Genomic DNA, 22,852 nt, shown 5'->3' on the forward strand with positions numbered 1-22,852 from the left:
TGGAAGATGAACTATACTTTTTGAGGATCGATCTAAAAATCACCTCATAGTAACTTTATGTGGAAAAGAGGAACATACCTTGAGCTTACTTAGTTCAATATTGGTCGGAATTGTAGCTCTGGAACATGTGTACATTCTAATATTGGAAATGTTTCTGTGGACGACTCCGCGGGCGATGCGTACGTTCGGGACCTCGAAGGAGCTGGCGGAAGCAAGCAAATCCCTGGCAGCAAATCAGGGGCTGTATAACGGATTTCTGGCAGCCGGAATGGTGTGGGGCTTGTTCTATCCGGAACCTGTAATCGGGCGGCAAATCCAATTATTCTTTGTCATTTGTGTGGTAGTGGCTGCGGTATATGGTGCATTAACTGCCAACAAGTCTATTTTATTAAAGCAAGGTCTGCCTGCCATCCTGGCACTAATCAGTTTGTGGATATTCTGAAGACACTCTTAACGGGTGTCTTTTTTCTAGATTCGATCACATAATGTCTGGAATGCTAATGACAAGGGGAATAAACAGTTTTTGACCGATTGTAAATCCGACTATTCCGATTTATAATAAATTTATTACATACTAAGAGGACACGGGGGCTAGAGCGATGCGTCGTAATTTGACTGGTGTATTGGTATTCATTGTATTGATGTTGGTTGTAAGTGCATGCTCCGGCGGGAATTCTGGATCTACGTCTGAGACGAATGGGAATACACCCGGTACAGCTACCACAACAGCTGATAACGGACAGCCAAAAGACGGCGGCAGCCTGATCATTGGCGTACAAGCTGATCCGGTGGTGCTGAATCCGAACTATGCGGGTGATCGGGTAAGTCTGACGATAGACCAGGCGATATTCGCACCATTATTTCAAGTGAACAATGGCAAAAAGACATTTTATTTGGCAGACAGTCTGACTCCTTCAGCAGACAAGCTGACTTATAGACTAAAACTGAAAAAAGATCTGACTTGGCATGATGGCGAGAAGCTGACAGCTGACGATGTTGTTTTCACCATTAACAAAATTTTGGACGAGAAGCAGCACAGCTTTTTGAGAAGTAATTTTATGGTTAATGGCAAACCGGTTCAGGCGAGCAAGGTTGATGATACAACGGTGGATTTCAAGCTTCCTCAGCCAGCTCCTGCTTTTGAGGCAGCACTGGTACAGGTATCCCCGATTCCGAAGCACATTTTCGAGAATGAAGTGGATATTGAGAAAAGCACGAAAAACAACTCCCCGATTGGATCAGGTCCTTTCAAATTTAAAGAGTACAAAACCGGTGAGTACGTTACACTCGAACGGTTCGATAACTATGTTGGCGGAAAGCCGCATCTGGATTCAGTAACATACCGGATTGTTAAAGATTCAAATGCTGCGAATTTGGCCCTTCAAAATGGTGAGATTAATGTAAACTATCTCGATCCGCAAAATGTGGAGACCATTAAAGCAACAGATAAGTTTGACATTTTCCCTTACAGCGAAGGTCGCTTGGCTTATCTGATGTTTAATGAAAACAGTGATACGAAGCAGCTGAACAAAAAAGAAGTGCGTCAGGCGCTTTCTTATGCATTAAATCAGGATGAGTTGATTCAAGTTTCCTATGGCTCCAAGGATTATGCAGACACTGCAAAATCTGCTCTGACACAGGACGTACTGTATCACACGAACGACGTTGCATTTTTTAATAATGATGTGAACAAAGCAAAAGAGCTGCTGAAATCGGCTGGAGCTGAAGGACTGAAACTGCGCATTATCATTCCGGGCGGTAACAAGGTACAGGAAGCACAAGCACTCTATATCCAGCAGAAGTTAAAGGACATAGGCGTTCAGCTGGACGTGAACAGCATGGATTCATCGGCATGGTCGCAAAAGTTCGTCGATACGAATGCCAAGGACTTTGATCTGGCGATCAGCGGCTACATCATGGGGTATGACCCTGACGCGTATCGTATTTTGTATAGCACCGGATCGTCCTCCAACTATTCGCATTATTCAAATAAAGAAGTGGATAAACTGCTGGAAGAGGGCGCGGGTGAGTCGGATACGAATAAACGTGGAGAAATTTATAAAAAGGTACAAGAGCTGCTGGCTGAGGATGCTGTCATCTATCCGATTGCTTACACCAAGACTATTGTAGCCTTCGACAAGCAGTATGGCGGTATTGATCAGGCTGTGCTGAAGCCGGTCGTGATTTTCGAGGATTTGTCCAAAATTTATCACAAATAAGACAGGGTTTTCAAAAATAAGCTGGGCTAACCAGCTTATTTTTTTCGAAAACAGCAAGGGGAAGGGAAACGTATGAGACAACTCATCGCCAGAAGGTTGCTGCAAGTTATACCGATGCTATTTTTTGTGTCCATCGTCTGCTTCGGCTTGATCAAGCTGGCTCCAGGTGATCCAGTTCTCTCTTTTGTTACACCGAATATGCATCTGGAAGACATTGAACGAATGAGGCATAGCTTGGGGCTGGACCAGCCCGCTTATGTGCAGTACATATTATGGCTTAAAAAGAGTCTAACGGGTGATCTCGGCTACTCGCTAATTAATCACCAGCCCGTGCTGGATCAGATTCTCGATCGTCTCCCGGCAACAGCCGGGTTGATGGGCGCCTCCATCATACTGGCTGTTCTGATTGCCATTCCACTCGGTTTGACGGCTGCGGCGAATCGGAATCGCTGGATCGACAAGCTCATTAATCTGATGTCGTACATCGGGATTTCTGTTCCGCTGTTTTGGCTCGGTATTTTACTTATTTATTTGTTTGCGATTTATCTGCATTGGCTTCCGAGTACAGGGATGCGTACCATCGGTACGGACTCGGTGCTGGATGTGATCAAGCATGGAATTTTACCATGTTTTGTACTGGCCTTCGGCTTTCTGTCTGTGTATGTGAGGTACATCCGTTCCAGCACGATTACGCAGCTCAAGGAAGAGTATGTGCAGATTCAATACGCGTTCGGGTCTGGAAAAAGACTGGTTTTGTTTCGACATGTGCTCAAGCATGTGCTGCTGCCCATCATTACGCTGCTCGGAATGTCGGTTGCGGACCTGGTGGCTGGAGCCATTGTGACGGAGACGGTATTTTCCTGGCCGGGCATTGGCTCGCTGGGCATGACGGCGGTGAAAGGGATGGATTATCCTGTCATCATGGGGATTACTTTATTTTCCGCTCTGCTGCTGATCCTGGGTAATCTGCTTGCGGATATCTTGTACAGCATTGCGGACCCGAGAATTAAATCAACGAGGTGAATTCATGAATCGGAGCAAATGGCGCAACATCGGGATTGAGCTGATGACGAGCAAAATGGGCGCCGTCGCCCTCATACTATTGATCGTATTCTCGTTAGGGGCGATTTTCGCATTTTTATCGCCGCAGGACCCGAATAAGTTGAACGTGCTGGAGCGTCTCCAACCACCGGGAGCGGCACACTGGTTTGGAACGGATGATTATGGGCGGGACTATTTTACAAGAGCACTGTACGGCGGACGTGTATCATTGCTGGTAGGCTTCGCGTCCATGATTATTGCGACCAGTATTGGTGCAGTGGTAGGTATTGTGAGCGGGTATATTGGAGGATGGATCGACAATCTGCTTATGCGGGTTTTGGAGCTGATCATGTCGATTCCGTCTTTCTTGGTTATTTTGCTGCTAAGTGTGTTTTTGAAGCCGGGCGTCGGCAATATCATTGTCATTATCGCCTTGCTCATGTGGATGAACATTGCCCGGGTGGTGCGGGCAGAGACAATGACGTTGCGTGAACGGGAGTATGTACTATACGCCAAAGCCTCGGGACAAAGTACGTTTGGTATTATTATGAAGCACATTGTACCGAATCTGATTCCGGTAATTATCGTAGGGGCGACGAACAATATCGCTTCAGCGATTATGATGGAATCGTCACTGAGCTTTCTCGGCTTTGGTGTTCAACTGCCGAACGCTACGTGGGGCAGTATGCTGAATAATGCCCAAGGATATATTGCACAGGCCCCATATATGGCATTATTCCCGGGTTTGCTTATTTTACTGACTGTGTTGAGCTTTAATGTTTTGGGAGATGTGCTGCGTGTAGGCTTTGAACCCAAATTAGTAAAACGATGATTTATAGTTTCATAGATTCATAGTACAGGCCCATTACAAATGGCTCCAGGAGCGACAGGAAGGAGCGAAAACACAATGACAGAACATCTACTGTCCGTCGAACAGCTGGAGGTCTCGTTTTTCACTCGTGAGGGGGAGAATCAGGCAGTTCGAGGGGTTAGTTTTCATATTGATGCTGGAGAAACGGTAGGAATCGTAGGAGAATCCGGCAGCGGCAAAAGTGTGACAGCGAAAGCGATCATGTCGATGATTGCCCCGCCGGGCAAGCGGCTGAACGGCGATATCCGTTATCGGGGACAAAGTCTGACCGCTCTGACGGAAAAGCAATGGCGCAAAATACGTGGAAACCAGATTGCGATGGTCTTTCAGGACCCGATGACCTCGCTGAATCCGGTCAAAAAGGTTGGCTATCACCTGATCGAGGTGATTCGCAGACATCGAGGACTGAGCAAGGAAGCGGCTACGCAAGCAGCTGTAGAACTGCTGCGACAAGTAGGCATTACCGAGCCGGAGCGCCGAATGAACCAATACCCGCATCAATTCAGCGGCGGGATGCGCCAGCGGGTGATGATTGCCATGGCGCTCTCGTGCAGCCCGGAGCTGCTGATTGCAGATGAGCCGACTACAGCGCTGGACGTGACGATTCAGGCGCAAATCTTGGAGCTGCTCAAGACGTTGAAGCAGCAGTCCGACATGTCGATTGCTCTGATCACCCATGACCTGGGCGTCGTCGCCCAGGTGTGTAGCCGTGTCATCGTCATGTACGGCGGTATGGTGATGGAGGAGGGGCGCGTGGACGACATCTTCTATCGTCCGGGTCATCCGTATACGCAGGGCCTGCTGCGTTCTGTGCCCCAGCGTACGAACGGCTTCCGAGAGCGGCTGGTGCCGATTGAGGGCACGCCGCCGGACCTGCTGAACCCGCCATCGGGCTGTCCGTTCATGGAACGGTGCCCGCATGCGTTTGCCCGCTGTGTGGAGCGGCCGCCGATGGTAGAGCTGCGCCCGGATCAGCGAGCAGCCTGCTGGTTGAACGATCCGGACGCTGTGCCTGCCGGAGCCCATGAGACGCCCGAAGCGGGCCGTGCAGAGGAGGGGAATGACCTTGAGTGAAGCACATAATGTATTGGGCGAGCATCAGCCCTTGGTAGAGGTACACCAGCTTAAGAAGCATTTTGTGACCGCAAAGGATTTGTTAGGGCGTAGCTCTGAGGTGCTCAAGGCGGTGGATGGCGTAAGCTTTCAAATCAAGCGTGGCGAGACGTTCGGACTGGTCGGTGAGTCAGGTAGTGGCAAATCAACGGTTGGACGCTGTCTGACACGGTTATACGATTATACAGAAGGTACGGTACGCTTTGACGGCCAGGATATTTCCAAGCTGAACGATAAACAGCTCAAGCCGCTGCGTCGGCGCATTCAGAGCATTTTTCAAGACCCATATTCCTCTCTTAATCCGGGTATGAACGTGCTTGATCTGATCGGTGAGCCGATGGATATTCACAGATTGCATCAGGGGAGTGAGCGTAAGGATGCCGTAGTGGCTTTACTGGAGAAGGTAGGGCTGAAGCGAGAGCATCTGTACCGCTATTCGCATGAATTTAGCGGCGGACAACGCCAGCGGATTTCCATCGCTCGTGCCCTGTCTGTGAACCCAGAGTTCATCGTCTGTGACGAGCCGATTTCGGCACTCGATGTGTCCATCCAGGCGCAGGTCATTAACACGCTGGAGGATCTCCAGCAGGAGTTCGGGCTGACGTACCTGTTCATCGCCCATGACTTGTCGATGGTGCGGCATATTTCAGACCGAATCGGTGTGATGTACCATGGCCGACTGGTAGAAGTAGCCGATGCAGATGAATTATATGAGCAGCCCGCTCACCCTTATACGCAGGCGCTGCTGTCCTCCATCCCTGTGCCTGATCCGAGAGCAGTCGGAGAGCGGGAGGGACTGGGGGGAAGCTTGGCCCAACCAGACGGTTCATTAGTATGGGACAAGGATAACAACAGTGCAACCGAGCTGAGAGAAATCAGTCCCGGCCATTATGTAGCATACCCGGTTAACCGTTAGGGTTAAGATCGGTTGTACGATGTGCATGACCCAAAGGAGGCAAAAAACGATGACTGAATCGACGAAAAGAGTACGTATTTCCCAATGGGACGCGCTCTTGCTGGAATCATTACGCTCTTTAGGCTGGTCCCAAGAGGAATTAATCCGTCGGGTGCAGCAAAATGAGCTGCCAACGGACGGACCATCCGATTTTGATTATACAGAGCTTGTCACTGGGCTGGCGTCCCAAGAGCCGGAGGTGTTTGTCAGCGCGGTAACGGACGGATATCAGATCAAGTACAATACGATCCGGGGCATTCGTTCGTGGATTGCCGTTGCGTTCGGGCGGGAGCCTGAGCTGTCACTGGAGGAAGGAAGCGAAGCCGTTACATCCGAACTGACGAAGGCTGAGTATGATCGGCTAGAACGGGTACTTTCATTAGGCTGGGTCATCCAGGAAGTACGTCCCGCGGAGGGCGAGACTTCAGGATTATACCGAATTGTACCTGCTTCACAGACGCATTAAATCCTGGGGATGAAGTAATATACTTTACCAGAAATTGAAACGAGCTGACGTGGAGGCCAGCTCGTTTTTTTATTGCAATCCTTCTTCATCTTTTTTACTCAGCATAACCAGACTATTGTGAATGATTCGTGTCATGCAGTAAAAGAAGGCCATTCTGGTGGTTTGCATAATAGCTCCCAACAACATGGACATCGATTCCATTTGGGAGAAATGTAAGATAAGAATCCGGTTAATAATTCCTTCACCAAACCAGACAAAATATAGCGGAACAATCATCTTTTGAATATAACGAGCTTTACGCTCCAATTCGGGGTGGAGCGCAAAGTACCTATAAATATGGGTGAATGTATTGGAGAATCCCCACAAGTTAATAAAAGGAATCATGCGCGCAATGGCTCCCACGGTACGAATCGGATAATCGGAATGTTTTTGCCGGATGGCTTTATGTACTTGAACTAGCCAGATCAGATAGGTTACAAAACACATGTAGTACAGAACAAAGCTAAAGACTGTAAATTTTTGCTCCAATTCGTATAGATGATCATAATAAAAATCATTTGCGTAAATATACACTAACGTAAAAATAAGGATAATAAATTCACCTATAGTGCCCACCGCTAGCAAGGCTTGGTGTACGCTGCCAGCTGTCTTGGATGGAAATGCTTTGGAATCTGATTCATTCAAGATGTACTTCCTCCCAGTCTAGTTGCTTCAAATACACGATAGCATCCTCCAGTGTTTCTACGGGGATAATGCGCAGCTTGAGTCCATGTTCCTTTTGGACTCGGGCAGCCTCTGCTTCGTTGCCTTCCTCCCCATACCATTCATAATCTGCCGGTACGAAAAATAGATCAACCTTTGCCGCCTCGGCTCCCAGCAGCTTTTGCTCCAGCCCACCGACCGATCCAACATCTCCGTATTCTTCCATCGTGCCAGTGCCTGCAATTTTGTGACGTCCGCCATCTGAAAAGTCGATGTTATTGGCTTCCTCATACAGTCCGATGCCTGTCATCAGACCCGAGGAATTCCCTGCAAGATCCTGCAAATGAGTCAATAGCTCCGCATAGCGAGCATCTTCCAATTTGCTAAGATTCGAGAAAGGTGTTGAATCACCACCTGTTTCGCTGTCAACACTTAATTCCGTCGCTGCATGTACAGCTTGCATAGCAGAATATTTTAGCGTGTCCGTCTCTGAAAGGTCCTTCAAATAAGAGTCCACTTCATCAGGGGCAATGGGTTCAAACTTAATCGCACCCCCGGATACATTTTCACTGGAATATACATTCCAACGCTCCAGGAGATTGTTAGCAATACCCGTTTGAACAGACGAAAAAAACACGCTTCCCTGAACGCCAAGATCTTTGACCGGATGCATTTCTCCTTGCAAAATATACTGTGCAGGCATAGGCCGTGTTCCAATAAAGGCGGCGATAGCCGGGATCAGCAGCAGCGCGAAAATGAGTATACGTTCTTTGTTCATGCCAAATATCTTTTTGAGGAGATATGGATTACGGCTTGGCACCTCATTCACAACCTTTCCAACTGTTCTCATACGGATATCATCGGTTGAAAAGATTAGAAAGGTTACATTTTTCACCATAAATGACCGATAAGAGTATAGTAGTATTCATATTTTATGGTAAATGAGGAAAGGGGATCTTTTAAATCTGATGAGTGAACAAGAAATACATGTGGGTGAATGTGGAGGTGGGACGATCACCGCTGAGCCGAACGCAGCTCCACTACGCCCACGAAGAATTGTTTTGACGTTGTTTACAGGATTTGCTTTATTGATCCTTGGTTTGTTTCTAACGCTAATCACGGGTATATTTCCTATCAGCTATACAGAGGTATTGGAAGTGCTTTTTTCTTCAAATCCCGATCCCACATTAAAGGAAGTTGTATATCAAATTCGTATGCCATTTGCATTGGATATGTTGTTGCTTGGTGGATGTCTGGCTGTTTCAGGCACTCTTTTACAATTACGAACAGCTAATCGCTTTGCATCACCAACCTTAACCGGACTTATGCCTGGGGCAATGGTAGGGCTATGTGTTGTCCTTTTACTTGGGATGGACATAGATTCCTTTGGTAGTATGGCTCTTTGTATTGCAGGAGCAGTATTTGGGGGATTCATTGTATTTACATTGAATAAAATCCGTTTCATTCGAGGACGGTCTGCGGGAGTTCATTTATTCATAATTGGTTTCATTATTGATGTTGTCCTTCGTTCAGCGTCGGGATTTATTATGTTACTTGGAGAATATGGAGGATATCAGCAAGAGTGGGCAATCTCTCAGGGAGGTTGGGGAATAAGAGAAGGATCATTCACGTTTTGGCTTGCATTGCTTACAATTCTCGTTGCGGGATCTGTGTTTGCATTCCCCAAGCAGCTAAGTCCGTTATACCTTCCATTTGCGATTGTGTTGACCGCCGTTACTGTGTGGGCATGTGGTACCATCGGATATATAGGACTTATTGTGCCTTATTTCATGCGTTGTATGATCGGAAACCGTCCACGGCTTCTCATTTTGGGCTCCGTCTTTTGGGGGGGCGGTCTGTTAATGCTGGCCAAAGTCATTTCCGCTAGAATCAACGAGCCGGTTGGGTTTCCCGTAACCCCAGTACTGGCCTGTATCGGCATACCCTTTTTGATCTTTATGGTGTGGAGAGAATGGAAAAGAAGCTCTCTGCTTGAAAGCAGTAGATTCTGAACGACATTTGCCAGACCACTGGCACTGTTATCATAGGTGCTCCGCCAGATCATCAGACGCTCATTTTTTATGCTATATTTTATACATAAGGAAAATTTGAGAGTTGAGGTGCAGCATGACATCAATGAATATTGTCGAATCATCCGTCAAACCAGGATTAATGGCTTTTCAAGCAAGTGCTGAAGATCAGGCTGAGGTGCAGGAGTTAATTTTGAAGACGGCCAGGTGGCTGCACAGCAAAGGCTCTACGCAATGGGGACGCTTACTAAAAGGAAAAGATGATCACAACCTGGGCGGCGCTATTGCACGTGGAGAAGTGATTATTTTCCGAGCATCAGAGGATCATGGCTTGGCAGGCGCAGTGATCTTGCAGCAGCAGCCCAGTGCATGGGACTGTAAGTTGTGGGGATTAGACGAAACGGATTCTGAGGGAGGAACCTCAGTATATCTGCATCGTTTGGTTGTGGATCGCGATAGCACCGGGAAGGGTCTAGGCCGTGAGCTGATGCAATGGATTGAACAAGGTATCCACTTTACAGGCAAGGATCGAATCCGTTTAGACTGTATTGCGGGCAATGACAAGCTTAGCGAGTTTTACAGACAATGCGGTTATACGTATATAGGCGAAACGAACGGCTATAATACTTTTGAAAAGATGCTAATAAAGATTTAGAAAACTGAATTATAGCTCAAGGAATACGAAAGAAGGAAGCAGGTGATCTGCATTCTTCTTTTTTTGTTGTACAGCCTTTACTTTCCCTTGATCGCTGTCATATCAGAGTCCTCCAAAAGAGAAAATTTATATGAAAATGAAAATGGGGATATCGTGTCTCACCCTTCTACATATGATGATAGGGAAGTTTTGTAAGCGTTTTAAAATAGGAAGGCATACAACCAAGTGAAGCTACAGGAGGCGGTTAAAGTGGACGATTACATGAGCTGGATAAAGATTGGATTTTTCCTCATCGTTCTGTTTTTACTTGCAGCGGCATGCAGTACCTCTCCCAAAATAGAGAACACAGACGGGCAGAAAGTGCGGCTTACGATGCAGGTTTGGGGTAATCCTGCGGAGGTAAAGGTGTATCAGCGGGCACTCGATGCATTTGAAAAGGAAAACCCGAATATCGAGGTTAAGCTGGTGCCTGTACCGGGAGACCAATATGAGCAAAAGCTGTTGACACAGCTTCAGGGAAGTCGCGGACCGGATGTGTTTTATTCGTATGAACCGACGATTGCGCGTTTGATCGGGGCGAAGCAGGTACAGCCTTTGGGTGAGTTTTTAAAAAGTGATGCAAGTGATGTGAAGGCTGAGGATTTTCCAGAAGGATTGTGGGGACCGGCAAAGCGTGATGGGGAAATCTATGGGGTCACTCCCGACTCAAACCCGATGGTCATGTATTACAACAAAAAGGTATTCAAGGAAGCAGGCGTGAAGACGCCGCAAGAATACTATGACGAAGGCAAGTGGAACTGGGATGCCTTTGAGGAGGCTACTTCCAAGCTGAAGGCAGCCGGAAAACAGGGTTATATTGCGGAAAACTGGTGGGCTCACTGGTATTCATGGGTGTGGTCGAATGGCGGTCAGATTTTTGATGAACAAGGCAAATATGTGCTGGACCACAATGAAAAGGGCAAGGAAGCCTTCAGTTTTATGTACGATATGGTGAAAAGGGGAAATGCCGTATATCTCGGATCACTTCCCAAAGGGCAAGGGGCTGACGCGATGTTCATGTCCAATCAAGTCGGTATGCTGGCGGCGGGAAGATGGCTGGAGCCCTTGTTTAATCAAAATAAAAGCCTCGACTTTGATTATATCTACTGGCCATCCAATAGCGGAAAGAATGAGCCCGTTGCCATTCCGGTTGCCTATGTAGCTGTAAATAAAAATAGTCCGCATGTGCAAGAGGCCATGAAGCTGGCAGCATTCTACGTCTCTGTGAAGGGGCAGGAGGCGCGGCTGGTTGAAGGTGGGAATGCCATGGGTACGCTTGCTGCCGCAGATGAGAGCATTATGAAAAAGGCGACCATTGAGCATTCAAGCTATTTGACCGAGGGACGTAACATAGGGCATGCTCATGGATCTGCATTGGCCTATGATGCTCAGGTGCCGGGGTTGAACTCGGATATCACGGAGACCATCGACCTGATGTTCTTGGGCAAGCAGGATGCTGCGGCAACCATTGAAAAGTTGAATCAGATCATATCCAAGGCGGTCAAGTAGGCACGGGATGACCCGTGGCCGGGGAGGAAGGTGACCAGATGCAGAAAAAGCATCAAGCGCTGTGGGGGCCTTATAAACAAGCAAGGAACGTCGATATTTTTAATGGTCATGAGATTACCAATCTTCCCGTGAGCAGAAATTATATTAATAACCTGCTTGAGGTATACTCAGATGATGTATTGCCGTGAATATTATGAATCATCAGAGAGGCATGCCCAAATGAATGGAGGGTGCCGCGAAACAGCTAATTTACAGCTGATTTGCGACACCCTCTTTTAGTTGTCCGGACGGAAATGTACTCGTATTTCATGCTGTTTACGTCATCAACATACTATCTACGCCAGTCCATTGAAGTTTCTTCTGTACTATTTGTTAATCTAGACACAACAGAAGAAACGATTGACTCATATTCAAAACTACGAAAGGAGAATGCGAGTGAAATAGACTTTTACGTTATGACGTCTTGGCAATCACTCAGGGCGAGGTGCGGCTGGCCCAAGCCCAATTGAGCAGAGCCAATTCAGCGCTACCTCATGCAGCACGTTGATGTTGTCTACCTGACAGTGTTCTAATCCGCCAAGTCGTCTATCCTCTATCGGGAAGAACGTCTTGTTTTTCGAACCCGCTTGCTCATAATTTTTCAAGGCTTGTGTCAGCGGATTTGGCTGAACCAATACCTCTTCCGCTCCGTGCATTACAAGAAGCGGACATTCTATCTGGTGGAGCACGCCCTCAAGATCATAGGCAAAACGCGGATTACCCGCAAAGTCCTCCAAGCTTTTTGCCCCCAGAATTCTCATGCCATGTGCGGCCAGACTCGATGGCATCCATTTAAGCATTGCATCCCAATCAAAGGCGTGCGTACCGCCGTCGGAGATGACGGCAGCAATCCTGTGATCGAACGAAGCGAATCGCAAAGAGTCGTAAGCTGCAAAACTCTCACCGTGCACGATAATCTTATCGGGATCGACTTCCGGCCGCGTTAGAAGAAAGTCGATTGCTCGGGAATGGAAAGCCTCACTGTCCGCTCGTCTTCCTTTTCCCTTTTCGTACAGCGAGAGGCCGGTGCCAGGCTGGTCATAGACCAGAAAGTTATATCCACACGAAATAAAAGCGGGACCTAGCCAGAAATAGTTTTCAATGGACCACTCGTCGCCACCGTTGAGAGCAAAAAGGGTCGGCTTCGGACCTTTTATCCAGGAAGGGGAGAAGAAGTAACCATCCAGCTTGACATCTTCGTAATCGATTTGGATCTTCTCCGGTTGGACATCGAAGTACTTTCCGGCAGCTTCGAAGAGTTCATTTACTTTCTTAAATACACGGATTTTCTCGGTGTCATCATCCATCACCGAATATTCCGCAATTCTGTAGTAATTGCAGGCACGAATGTAGCAGTTTCGTGCTGTATACCAGTTTCCAGCCGTTTCGGCCTCCTTGCCGTGTCTTTCCAATGCCTGAGCCGTTATGAGCCATTCCCTGTGCCACGTGTCCTTGTCATCGGGGTCGATTTTTTTGCAGGCCTCGTAGATCTCGGTGACGTCCGTAGCACCGAGGCTTGCCATACCTAAAGCTTTGGTGACTTGGTATGACATCATGTAGTGATTGGGCCAACGGCTGAACTCAATTGACATTGTAACATCCTCCTTTTCCAGTTCTAGTGATTGTAGTTTTTTTACTACAAGTAATTTTTACAACACAAAGATAAAGCTTCGTTAAAAGAAAAATAAATGTTTGTAAAGAGAATATAAAAAACTATAAACCGCTGAAAAAACAAAAAAGGCTGCTGCCTGGGTGTTCACAGCTGGCAGTAGCCTTTAACTCCTGTAGTAAAAGAAAATGTGCACAAATAAAATCAGTGTTGTGCAGCCAAGGGAAGGCTGAATCTTATCCCCAAACCGCCATATTCGGAAGGGTAGGCGCAAATTTCGCCCCTATGATGTTCAATAATGGATTTACAGCTTGCAAGCCCCAGCCCCAGTCCGCCCTTTTGGATTTGCCGCGATTTATCCACAGTGAAAAATTTGAGGAACAGAGAAGATATATCCTTTTCCGGCACTCCAATTCCATTATCCTCGATTTGAAAAAAGGCATACTGTCCTAGCGGGTATCCGGTCATATACACTTTCAGCTTATTTTTCCCTCCATATCTTACAGCATTGCTAAAGAGGTTACCGAAAACCCGACGTATCATCGGTTCATTGACCATCAGCAATATATTTTCCGTAAATGAATGGCGGCAAGTAAGCTCGTTGTCAAGTCCTGCCAACTCATACTCATATTCAAGGGCAATGTTTTCAAATAATTTTGATGCTTTTACAGGTGTAGCTACCATAGATTCCAACTCCAGTTTTTCTTTGGTGAAGCTGGAAAAATCATTGATGAGTTCAACCATATATCCTGACTTCTTTTGAATCAAATCATAATATTCCTGCTTTTCAGTTTCTGGTAAATCCTTGTGCGTAGCCAGCAGTTCAGTAAAACCATTAATAGATGTCAAGGGTGTTTTCAAGTCGTGGGCAATTGCCGCGATCATATCGATCTGCTCTTTGTGCGCGAGTTGAAGCCGGTGCTCCATCTTATTGAAGTGTTTATAAAGTTCTCCGATCTCGTCATTACTTCTCAGAGCTAGCGGAGGCAGTGGATGTACAATATTTACTTCTTCAAGCCTGGTATTCAGAAGCTGAATGGGTTTCTCTATGCAAAAATGAATATAGATAATTAGAATAATAAATATGAAACAGGCAATTGCAAATATGGGCAGGAGCAATGCTATATATCGCGAGTCCAGCAATGAACTGCGTATAGGGGAATATACTGCAAAGACAAGCTTCAGGTACATTCCAATAGAAAACATGAATGTTATTAACATCAGCAGGAACAAAAGAGGAAGCTTTATTTTCAGTTTCATACTATTGCTCTCTTTCCGTGTATTTATATCCTATGCCCCATATTGTTTTAATAAAGTCATATTCAGGACCAAGTTTCTTACGGATATTTTTTATATGAACCGTTACGGTATTTATTTCTCCGTATTCGTCTCCCCAGACGTTTTCATATATCTGCTCACGAGTCAATACATTATTGGGGTGGCGCATGAGGATAGACAGAATCTGAAATTCCTTCGTTGATAAGTCGAGCTTCCTGCTATTCAGGAATGCTTCAAACGTCTTATCGTTCAAAATGAGCGGAGAATCCGCCTTTTCGTTACTGGGACTAAGTTCATCCCACTCTTTAAAAAGCCTGTCCACTTTTCTGAAGTGAGCCTTTATCCTGGAGACAAGCTCCTGAATACTGAAAGGTTTGGTCATGTAATCGTCTGCTCCTATTTCGAGCCCGACGATTTTATCAATGTCCTTATCACGCGCACTTAAAAACAAAATTGGAACATTATAAGAGTTTCGGATACTTCTGCAGACATCAAGTCCATCCATATCAGGCATCACTATATCAAGAACGATGAAATCAATGTGATTTTCTTCCAATGCGGATAAGGCTTCTTTCCCAGAATATGCCGAAATTATTGCAAATTGCTCGTATCTTAAACTCTTTGTGATGAGTTTTACGATTTCTTCATCGTCGTCTACAACTAATATCGTTTTTAGCATATTTATACCTCCCAGCCGCTTTAAGTGGACTGAATTTATAAAACAAGAGCCGCATGATCCTCTCGCATTGAAAAAAGTAGCGTTCAAAGCGTCTCTGCGGTCGAGCTATGCACATATTCCAGCTTGAAGACCTGCATATAGCTTTTGACGTAATGTCCGGGAGTGTGTCTAATCAAAAGGCGGTGTGAAAAGGCTGAAAACCATCACAAGTTTTGGTTTTCAGCCTTTTCCGATAAAGTCCATCCGAGCTACGCACTCCACATGACTTTGATAGGACTCAAATGGGAAGATCATGAAACATGGTATACCTCAAATGGGTATTCCGCTCCAAATCCCTTACTGATTGAAATCAGTAAGGGATCATGGCTCTATAGTAACAGCTATTATCGTAATGTAAAGGGAGATGTAACGCACATTTTGGATTACACCAACCCTTCGGGTTTTAAAACTCCGAGAACCTTTGGAACAGGAGATGCCGATTTTTCGTATGGCTACTCCTTTTTGTATTTTTTTCGGTACTGTAGCGGGGTGTGCCCGGTAAGAAGCTTGAATACACGACCAAAGTGAGCAATGCTGTCAAAACCCGTTTTTTCAGCAATGGAAGTCACTTTCCAGTTTGTTTCTCTCAAGTACACACGAGCCTGCTGGACCCGCACATCCTGAAGATATTCTACTAAGGTAAAACCTGTTGTCTGCTTGAAAATACGGCACAAATACGTGCTGCTAATATAAAAATGCTCAGCCAGCTGATTTAGCGACAGGCTCTCGGCATAATGAGCATGCAGGTATGCAATGACTGAGTACACGCGTTGCTGCTTTTCGCTACGTTCCGGTGCAATGGTATCGGCAGTGGCTGATTGTATGCGTCGGATGCGGATAAGGAGCTGGAGTAGCAAGCTTTGGAGATATAGTTGGCGGTAGGCATGTTCTTGGTAGTATTCATCCAGCATTTGCTGGAATAGATGCTCCAGCTCGCATTGTTCTTCCGCGGAGGGGCGAAGCAGAAAGCTTTTTTCTGGCAGAAGAGGCTGGTTCTGATCGCTGGAGGGAGAGACAGTCATTGACGAGGCTGCAAATTCTTCATCAAAGTTAATCAAAATCCGTTCATGGCTACCGCTACCCTTGTTACTCGTACGGTGGAAATCATGTTTGCTGATCAAAATCAGATCGCCCTTCTGGAGCGCGTATACCCGCTGATTAATGTAGTAGTAGCGCTCTCCTGCCAGCAAATAATAGATTTCGTGCGCTTGGTGGACATGGTCGGCGGACATGCTGAATGGCACCGTCCGCAGCGCTTGCTCGATGGCAAAGCGGGGGGTAGCGATCATAGCGATAGTCTCCTTTAATGAAAGATTACATAAGGATAATATATGTATATTTTACGGGAAAAATCATAATAAAAGCGAAGATTTCGCTCTTTCTTATACTATAAAATAAAAGCAATTCATGTAAAGGGTGTGAACCAATTGGCTAAAATCAAATATGCACTTGTGGGTACCGGAGGAAGAGCCGAATTTTTTTACGGTGAAGTTGTTACCGTTTTCAAAGATACCTCGGAGCTGATCGCGTTCTGTGACGTCAATCAGACGAGAATGGATTATGCCAATCAGCTGTTACAGGAGAAATACGAGCATGAGCCGATTGCGACCTATAAAGCACACGAGTTTGATCGGATGATCGCGGAAACGAAGCCGGATATCGTCATTGTCACGACCATTGACCGGGTGCATCATCGGTATATTATTCGGGCGATGGAGCTGGGCTGTGATGTCATTTCTGAGAAGCCGATGACGGTGGATGAGGACAAATGCCAAGACATTCTGGATGCCATAGACCGCACGGGACGGAAGCTGCGCGTCACCTTTAACTACCGCTATGCGCCGCATAATACGAAAATCCGCGAGATTATTATGGACGGAACGCTCGGAGAGGTGCTGTCAGTCAATTTCGAGTGGTTGCTGAATACACAGCATGGCGCAGATTATTTCCGTCGGTGGCACCGTGACAAGCGCAATAGCGGTGGTCTGCTAGTGCATAAATCGACGCATCATTTTGATCTGATGAACTTCTGGCTTGGCTCGAAACCGGAGACGGTGTATGCGATGGGAGATCTGAAATTTTACGGCCGGGAAAATGCGGAGCAGCGTGGCGTGACGGAGTTTTATCAACGGGCTTACGGCAGCAAGGCAGCGGAGAATGACCCCTTTGCGCTACACCTGGACCGTAATGAGCATCTAAAAAGTATGTATCTGGATGCTGAGCATGAGGATGGCTATGTGCGGGATCAAAGCGTATTTGGCGACAATATCAGCATAGAAGACACGCTGAGTGTCATGGTGAAGTATCAGAACAAGACGGTGATGAACTATTCACTGAATGCTTATATGCCTTGGGAGGGCTTTATCATCGTATTTAATGGCACGAAGGGACGGATGGAGGTTCGGGTATCCGAGCAATCCTATGTTAATTCCGGTGGCAGCAAGGCAGATGAGGGTGCGCTCAAAGAGAAGACTATCACCATCTATCCCCACTTTGCAGCACCTTATGAGGTCGAGGTAGAAGAAGGCGTAGGTGGTCATGGCGGAGGAGATCCAGTTATGCTGCGGGATATTTTTGATAAGCCGGCAGAGGATCGGTTTCATCGTGCGGCCTCACATATCGACGGTGCATGGTCCATTTTAACTGGCATCGCCGCCAACCGCTCTATGCGTACAGGTCAGCCAGTGAAGGTGGAGGAACTGGTGCGCTTGTAATGAGTAGTAAATTTAATACCGAAAAGACCCCTCTAACTAGATTGAACAGAGGGGTCTTATTTTGGTATTCAAATATAGAATGCACCTTACATCTTACGGCACTTTATTTTATTATTTATCAGCAGTCAGTTCCCGGGTTCCCAGTTGTTGTACAGGACGATGGTTATCGGGGAAAATGGCAGCAAACTGGTTGATTTGGTCTGCGGACAATTCAATAGGCTGCTCCAGCACTGTCCAATTTACATGTTCTGTGCATGGCGGGGTAGTCAGCGATCCGTTGTAGCGAACGGAGTGCAGGTCTTTTGGCAGCAGCGCAGCGAGATTTATTTCTTCATCCAGAGCCGCTTCTTGGGAAATATCCTTCGGCAGTTTGGACCAAATGCGGTTGAAAGCCTTGTTTTCTTTGCCACTTTGGATAAGGACCCCTAAGACAGCTGTGCTTCCGTTGTCGCTTTGATGGACAAAATGAAGCTCCATTTCAGCATTTTTACCATCAATTTGATGTTCGCTCGGGTGGTGAAAGTGAAACTGCTTTAAAGTGAATTTAGTACCGTCCAGCATGATGTTATTGCTGGCATCGGCAACATTGATTTGCACAGTGTGCCCATTATTCAAAATGGATGCTTTCGTTTTAGTGTAATGAACTTGCAGCGGTTGCTGTGTTTGCGATGCTTCCAGATGGGTATGCTCTATATTGACAGGAGATTGTTCGTGGCCGTTACCACAAGCAACAAAATCTTTTTCCAGCTCTCCCCAATGTTCCGGTCCCTGATCTCCTTCATAGGACCAGTGTGGGCCTTTCTGAACAACTGCATGAGCGTTGTTAACTGATGAGGATGAAGTGCTAGTGGTACTAGAAATGGCGGGCTGTGAATTGCATCCTGTTACCGATACAGCCAAGATAATGGCAAATATGCTGAACAGGCAACCTTTCCAGTTTTTTTTCATGTTTCTTTATCCTTCTTCCAAAATAGAATATGTGAAACTTTTTACATTGTAAATTATTGTACAAAGTTCCTACAAGGGTCCAAGGACTTAGAAAGAAGCGTTTTTGGATTAAATAGTTTTAAGTTAGATTTATATTTGTCCTTTTTGGGCAAAAATTACTATAATAATGAGTGTACATTACAAAATAATTCCATATCTATTTAAAGGAGAGATCTACATGAAAGCAGCAATTGTTACAAAAGACAAGAAAGTCAGTATAGAAGAGAGACCTTTGCGTTCCTTGAAGCATGGAGAAGCGTTAGTCCAAGTTGAATACTGCGGAGTTTGCCACACAGATTTACATGTGAAAAATGCAGATTTCGGTGATGTCACAGGCAGAGTTCTAGGGCATGAAGGTATTGGAAAAGTCATTGAATTAGGTGAAGGAGTAACCAGTCTTAAAATTGGTGATCGCGTAAGTATTGCCTGGATGTTCGAAAGCTGCGGTCATTGTGAATATTGCCTAACTGGGCGGGAAACGCTGTGTCGTGAAGTTAAAAATGCCGGATATACGGTAGACGGTGCAATGGCAGAGCAATGTATTGTCACAGCTGACTACGCGGTCAAGGTACCAGATAGTCTTGATCCTGCCGCTGCAAGTAGTGTAACTTGTGCAGGGGTTACAACATATAAAGCAGTTAAAGTAAGTGAAATCAAACCAGGCCAATGGATCGGTATCTTCGGCATTGGCGGCTTGGGTAACCTGGCGGTGCAATATGCCAAAAATGTATTCAATGCTAAAGTTGTAGCCTTTGATATCAGTGATGAAAAACTAGAACTGGCCAAACAAATTGGTGCTGACTATACCGTTAACAGTATGAAAGAAGATCCGGTCGCCCGAGCCAAGGAGTTAACAAACGGTTCTGGTCTGGATGCAACCGTAGTTACTGCTGTTGCCAAAACACCTTTCAACCAGGCCATCGACGTTGTAAAAGCTGGCGCGCGTGTTGTAGCTGTAGGTCTTCCAACCGATAAGATGGATCTGGACATTCCTCGTCTGGTTCTGGACGGCATTCAAGTTATTGGCTCCTTGGTCGGCACTCGTGAAGACCTTAAAGAAGCGTTCCAGTTCGCTGCAGAAGGTAAAGTCGTCCCTCTTGTACAAAAACGTCCGCTCGAAGACATTAATGAGATCTTCGAGGAGATGGAGCATGGCAAAATCCAAGGGCGCATGGTCATTGATTTCACAAAATAAAATGAAATCGAATTGGTAACCCTTGGAATTCAGAGAGAGGAAGCGCCTGCTGATGTATTGCAGGCGCTCTTTTTGGCTTTACAGCTTATTCAGAATGTTATCTTCCAAAACCGCAGATTTATCCCCATATTCTTTGATGATATGTCTTTCTCCCCAGGCACAAAGAGAATCTAAAATGCTTTTCAGACTACATCCATATTCACTAAGCTCGTACTCCACTTTGGGTGGAACCTGATTATAGCTAATCCGATTGACAATGCCGTCTTCCTCTAATTCACGAAGCTGCTGAGTCAGCATTTTTTGTGTTATGGAAGGCATCATCCGTTTTAATTCGCTTGTCCGCATCTTTCCATGTGTCAAATGACACAAAATCACGCATTTCCACTTCCCCCCGATCACCTCTAACGTCGCCTCAACAGAGATATTGTATTTTTTCTTCCCCAATGCCGATCCCTCCATGTGTATCGCTTTTCTGTTATACATACCTTAACAGCCTGTTTTAATCAAAAAGAACTTTATTTAGGGTACTTTTTGGTACCTATATCACTAAAAAGTACGTACTGTTCATAATTGCTTGAATAACTCATAATAACATCTGTTGGTTGAAGATTTCTATAGATAGGAGGGAAAAACATGTCGCCAGAATCAAAAGGAAGTATATGGCCATTACTGGCTCTAGCCGTAAGCGCCTTTGCGATTGGGACAACTGAGTTCATCAGCGTGGGACTGCTTCCCCTCATTGCTGAAGACTTGCACATATCTGTAACGATGTCCGCACTAACTGTAACGCTGTATGCATTAGGAGTTACCATCGGGGCACCTGTCTTGACCTCATTAACATCAAGTGTTCCCCGTAAAACGTTGCTGCTGTGGATCATGATTATATTTATTGCAGGTAACAGCCTTGCTGCGGTCTCTAGTGGAATTGCCTTGCTGCTGATTGCACGTGTGATCTCGGCGTTCGCCCATGGGGTGTTCATGTCCATCGGTTCCACCATCGCGGCCGATCTTGTGCCGGATGATCGTCGAGCGAGTGCGATTTCCATTATGTTCTCCGGGTTGACCGTAGCCACAGTCACAGGTGTACCTTTGGGTACCTATATTGGGCAGCAATGGGGTTGGCGGGCTGCATTTATGGCGATTGTGGTCGTCGGTGTAGTGGCACTCATCGCCAATCTGATTCTGCTGCCATCTACACTGCGCAAAGGGAACAAGACTCCTTTCCGCGAGCAGGTCAAACTGGTTACCAATGGTCGCTTGCTACTTGCATTTATCATTACAGCTTTGGGGTATGGAGGCACATTTGTGGTGTTTACTTATTTATCTCCATTACTCCACGACATAACCGGATTTCAGCAAAGTACGGTAACGTTTATTCTTTTGCTGTATGGAATTGCGATTGCCATCGGGAATGTCATTGGCGGAAAAGCAGCAAACCGTAAGCCGCTTTCAGCTTTGTTTTACATGTTTCTGATTCAAGCAGTGATCCTTTTTCTCCTGTTGTTCACGGCACCTTTTAAAACGGCAGGACTGATTACGATCTTCTTTATGGGATTGCTTGCGTTTATGAACGTGCCCGGGTTACAGGTATATGTAGTCATGTTAGCCGAACGGTTTGCACCCAAAGCTGTCGATGTTGCCTCTGCTGTTAATATTGCTGCTTTCAACGCAGGGATAGCCATCGGAGCTTATGTAGGCGGGATTGTAACGGATTCACTCGGTCTCATTCATACAGCCTGGATCGGGAGCATTATGGTTTTCGTTGCGGTCCTGCTCACAGGCTGGAGTCGTATGCTCGAAAAAAGGGATACAACTACCATTACAGGTTAAAGCTTTTAAAAAATAGAGAGGAAGATACAAAATGACACAAAACTTACAAAGCACAACATTGTTAAACAACGGAGTTCGTATGCCTTGGTTTGGCATCGGGGTATTTAAAGTGGAGGAAGGTTCGGAGCTGGTCGATGCTATAAAGGCTGCTGTAAAGCATGGCTACCGCAGTATAGATACAGCTGCAATCTATGCGAATGAAAGCAGTGTAGGGCAGGCTATTCAGGAAGCCCTTCAGGGAAATAATCTGTCCAGAGAAGAACTGTTCGTCACGTCCAAAGTGTGGAATGCAGATTTAGGCTATGAAGAGACAAGAGCAGCTTATGAAGCCAGTCTGGATAAGCTGGGTCTGGAATACCTGGATCTATATCTGATTCATTGGCCAGTTCAGGGAAAGTATAAAGAAGCTTGGAGAGCGTTGGAATCCTTGTATAAAGAAGGACGGATTAAGGCAATTGGAGTCAGCAACTTCCAGATTCATCATTTGGAAGATCTCATGAAAGATGCTGAAATCAAGCCAATGATCAATCAGGTGGAGTTCCATCCACAATTAACCCAAACCGAGCTGTTGCAATTCTGTCAAAGGAACGACATTCAAATGGAAGCCTGGTCCCCGTTAATGCAAGGCCAATTGCTGGATCATCCGGTACTGCAAGACATAGCGACCAAGTACGGTAAATCGGTGGCGCAAGTGATTTTACGCTGGGATGTGCAGCAGGGAGTTGTCACCATTCCCAAGTCTACCAAGGCGCATCGGATCGTCGAAAATGCCGATATTTTTGACTTCGAACTGACGCGCGAGGATATGGATCGAATTCAGGCGTTAAATGCCGATCTTCGGGTAGGTCCAGATCCGGATAACTTTGATTTTTAAAATTACGT

General features: G+C 46.1%; 23 protein-coding genes. 15 read left to right on the plus strand and 8 right to left on the minus strand.

The window, feature by feature from the left end:
- Positions 1 to 79 precede the first annotated feature (79 nt).
- The 7 genes from MKY75_RS01275 to MKY75_RS01305 all read left to right on the plus strand — a co-directional run bounded on the left by MKY75_RS01275 (position 80) and on the right by MKY75_RS01305 (position 6,665).
- Complete coding sequence (locus MKY75_RS01275; RefSeq protein WP_340884064.1) at positions 80 to 442, plus strand: DUF1304 domain-containing protein; 363 nt, start codon at positions 80 to 82, stop codon at positions 440 to 442.
- 157 nt (positions 443 to 599) lie between these two features.
- On the plus strand, positions 600 to 2,219 hold the full coding sequence (locus MKY75_RS01280; protein WP_340884066.1) for an ABC transporter substrate-binding protein: 1,620 nt from the start codon (positions 600 to 602) through the stop codon (positions 2,217 to 2,219).
- 72 nt (positions 2,220 to 2,291) lie between these two features.
- Positions 2,292 to 3,242: an ABC transporter permease gene (locus tag MKY75_RS01285; protein WP_023986565.1), complete on the plus strand. Its 951-nt coding sequence runs from the start codon at positions 2,292 to 2,294 to the stop codon at positions 3,240 to 3,242.
- Positions 3,243 to 3,246: 4 nt separating this feature from the next.
- Positions 3,247 to 4,092, plus strand: a complete 846-nt coding sequence (locus MKY75_RS01290) for an ABC transporter permease (protein ID WP_029516888.1) — start codon at positions 3,247 to 3,249, stop codon at positions 4,090 to 4,092.
- Between the two features lie 75 nt (positions 4,093 to 4,167).
- Positions 4,168 to 5,205, plus strand: a complete 1,038-nt coding sequence (locus MKY75_RS01295) for an ABC transporter ATP-binding protein (RefSeq protein WP_340884067.1) — start codon at positions 4,168 to 4,170, stop codon at positions 5,203 to 5,205.
- Positions 5,192 to 6,160, plus strand: a complete 969-nt coding sequence (locus MKY75_RS01300) for an ABC transporter ATP-binding protein (protein ID WP_340884069.1) — start codon at positions 5,192 to 5,194, stop codon at positions 6,158 to 6,160. The genes MKY75_RS01295 and MKY75_RS01300 overlap by 14 nt, the downstream gene beginning before the upstream one ends.
- Before the next feature lie 49 nt (positions 6,161 to 6,209).
- The gene (locus MKY75_RS01305) at positions 6,210 to 6,665 is read left to right on the plus strand and encodes a hypothetical protein (protein WP_029516885.1); all 456 of its coding nucleotides are present in this window, start codon (positions 6,210 to 6,212) and stop codon (positions 6,663 to 6,665) included.
- Between the two features lie 69 nt (positions 6,666 to 6,734).
- Here the strand turns inward: MKY75_RS01305 and MKY75_RS01310 are convergent, their stop codons facing one another.
- Positions 6,735 to 7,349, minus strand: a complete 615-nt coding sequence (locus tag MKY75_RS01310; protein ID WP_340884072.1) for a hypothetical protein — start codon at positions 7,347 to 7,349, stop codon at positions 6,735 to 6,737.
- A complete protein-coding gene (locus MKY75_RS01315; RefSeq protein WP_340884075.1) occupies positions 7,342 to 8,217 on the minus strand; it encodes a S16 family serine protease in 876 nt (291 codons plus the stop codon). The genes MKY75_RS01310 and MKY75_RS01315 overlap by 8 nt, the downstream gene beginning before the upstream one ends.
- 118 nt (positions 8,218 to 8,335) lie before the next feature.
- Here MKY75_RS01315 and MKY75_RS01320 point away from each other — a divergent pair, with 118 nt between their 5' ends.
- The 4 genes from MKY75_RS01320 to MKY75_RS01335 all read left to right on the plus strand — a co-directional run bounded on the left by MKY75_RS01320 (position 8,336) and on the right by MKY75_RS01335 (position 11,788).
- The gene (locus MKY75_RS01320; RefSeq protein ID WP_165149259.1) at positions 8,336 to 9,379 is read left to right on the plus strand and encodes an iron ABC transporter permease; all 1,044 of its coding nucleotides are present in this window, start codon (positions 8,336 to 8,338) and stop codon (positions 9,377 to 9,379) included.
- A 115-nt stretch (positions 9,380 to 9,494) separates the two neighbouring features.
- The gene (locus MKY75_RS01325; RefSeq protein ID WP_340884076.1) at positions 9,495 to 10,052 is read left to right on the plus strand and encodes a GNAT family N-acetyltransferase; all 558 of its coding nucleotides are present in this window, start codon (positions 9,495 to 9,497) and stop codon (positions 10,050 to 10,052) included.
- Positions 10,053 to 10,301: 249 nt separating this feature from the next.
- Positions 10,302 to 11,600 carry an ABC transporter substrate-binding protein gene (locus MKY75_RS01330; RefSeq protein WP_318628171.1) on the plus strand — a complete coding sequence of 433 codons (1,299 nt, stop codon included), beginning with the start codon at positions 10,302 to 10,304 and terminating at the stop codon, positions 11,598 to 11,600.
- Between the two features lie 38 nt (positions 11,601 to 11,638).
- A complete protein-coding gene (locus tag MKY75_RS01335; RefSeq protein ID WP_322252990.1) occupies positions 11,639 to 11,788 on the plus strand; it encodes a hypothetical protein in 150 nt (49 codons plus the stop codon).
- A gap of 282 nt (positions 11,789 to 12,070) precedes the next feature.
- Here the strand turns inward: MKY75_RS01335 and MKY75_RS01340 are convergent, their stop codons facing one another.
- From MKY75_RS01340 to MKY75_RS01355, 4 genes are all read right to left on the minus strand, one after another.
- Complete coding sequence (locus tag MKY75_RS01340) at positions 12,071 to 13,231, minus strand: alpha/beta hydrolase family protein (RefSeq protein ID WP_340884078.1); 1,161 nt, start codon at positions 13,229 to 13,231, stop codon at positions 12,071 to 12,073.
- A gap of 221 nt (positions 13,232 to 13,452) precedes the next feature.
- A complete protein-coding gene (locus tag MKY75_RS01345; RefSeq protein WP_340884081.1) occupies positions 13,453 to 14,508 on the minus strand; it encodes a HAMP domain-containing sensor histidine kinase in 1,056 nt (351 codons plus the stop codon).
- A 1-nt stretch (position 14,509) separates the two neighbouring features.
- A complete protein-coding gene (locus MKY75_RS01350; RefSeq protein ID WP_322252986.1) occupies positions 14,510 to 15,205 on the minus strand; it encodes a response regulator transcription factor in 696 nt (231 codons plus the stop codon).
- 491 nt (positions 15,206 to 15,696) lie between these two features.
- Positions 15,697 to 16,533, minus strand: coding sequence for a helix-turn-helix transcriptional regulator (locus tag MKY75_RS01355; protein WP_340884083.1), 837 nt, complete (start codon positions 16,531 to 16,533; stop codon positions 15,697 to 15,699).
- A gap of 138 nt (positions 16,534 to 16,671) precedes the next feature.
- Between MKY75_RS01355 and MKY75_RS01360 the strand changes: the two genes are divergently transcribed.
- The gene (locus MKY75_RS01360) at positions 16,672 to 17,958 is read left to right on the plus strand and encodes a Gfo/Idh/MocA family protein (protein ID WP_029516876.1); all 1,287 of its coding nucleotides are present in this window, start codon (positions 16,672 to 16,674) and stop codon (positions 17,956 to 17,958) included.
- Between the two features lie 111 nt (positions 17,959 to 18,069).
- Here the strand turns inward: MKY75_RS01360 and MKY75_RS01365 are convergent, their stop codons facing one another.
- The gene (locus MKY75_RS01365; protein WP_069010134.1) at positions 18,070 to 18,906 is read right to left on the minus strand and encodes a carbonic anhydrase; all 837 of its coding nucleotides are present in this window, start codon (positions 18,904 to 18,906) and stop codon (positions 18,070 to 18,072) included.
- A 217-nt stretch (positions 18,907 to 19,123) separates the two neighbouring features.
- On the opposite strand from MKY75_RS01365, the gene adhP reads away from it, so the two are divergent.
- Entirely contained in the window at positions 19,124 to 20,140 is a 1,017-nt protein-coding gene (gene adhP / locus MKY75_RS01370) for an alcohol dehydrogenase AdhP (protein ID WP_318628177.1), read from the plus strand.
- Between the two features lie 78 nt (positions 20,141 to 20,218).
- Here adhP and MKY75_RS01375 read toward each other — a convergent pair whose 3' ends face one another.
- On the minus strand, positions 20,219 to 20,584 hold the full coding sequence (locus MKY75_RS01375; RefSeq protein WP_013368959.1) for a winged helix-turn-helix transcriptional regulator: 366 nt from the start codon (positions 20,582 to 20,584) through the stop codon (positions 20,219 to 20,221).
- Positions 20,585 to 20,773: 189 nt separating this feature from the next.
- Between MKY75_RS01375 and MKY75_RS01380 the strand changes: the two genes are divergently transcribed.
- Both MKY75_RS01380 and MKY75_RS01385 read left to right on the plus strand, forming a co-directional pair.
- Positions 20,774 to 21,970, plus strand: coding sequence for an MFS transporter (locus MKY75_RS01380; RefSeq protein WP_029516873.1), 1,197 nt, complete (start codon positions 20,774 to 20,776; stop codon positions 21,968 to 21,970).
- A gap of 31 nt (positions 21,971 to 22,001) precedes the next feature.
- Positions 22,002 to 22,844 carry an aldo/keto reductase gene (locus tag MKY75_RS01385; RefSeq protein ID WP_340884084.1) on the plus strand — a complete coding sequence of 281 codons (843 nt, stop codon included), beginning with the start codon at positions 22,002 to 22,004 and terminating at the stop codon, positions 22,842 to 22,844.
- Positions 22,845 to 22,852: the final 8 nt, after the last annotated feature.

The sequence above is a fragment of the Paenibacillus sp. FSL L8-0663 genome (genome assembly GCF_038008125.1).
GTDB lineage: Bacteria > Bacillota > Bacilli > Paenibacillales > Paenibacillaceae > Paenibacillus > Paenibacillus polymyxa_D.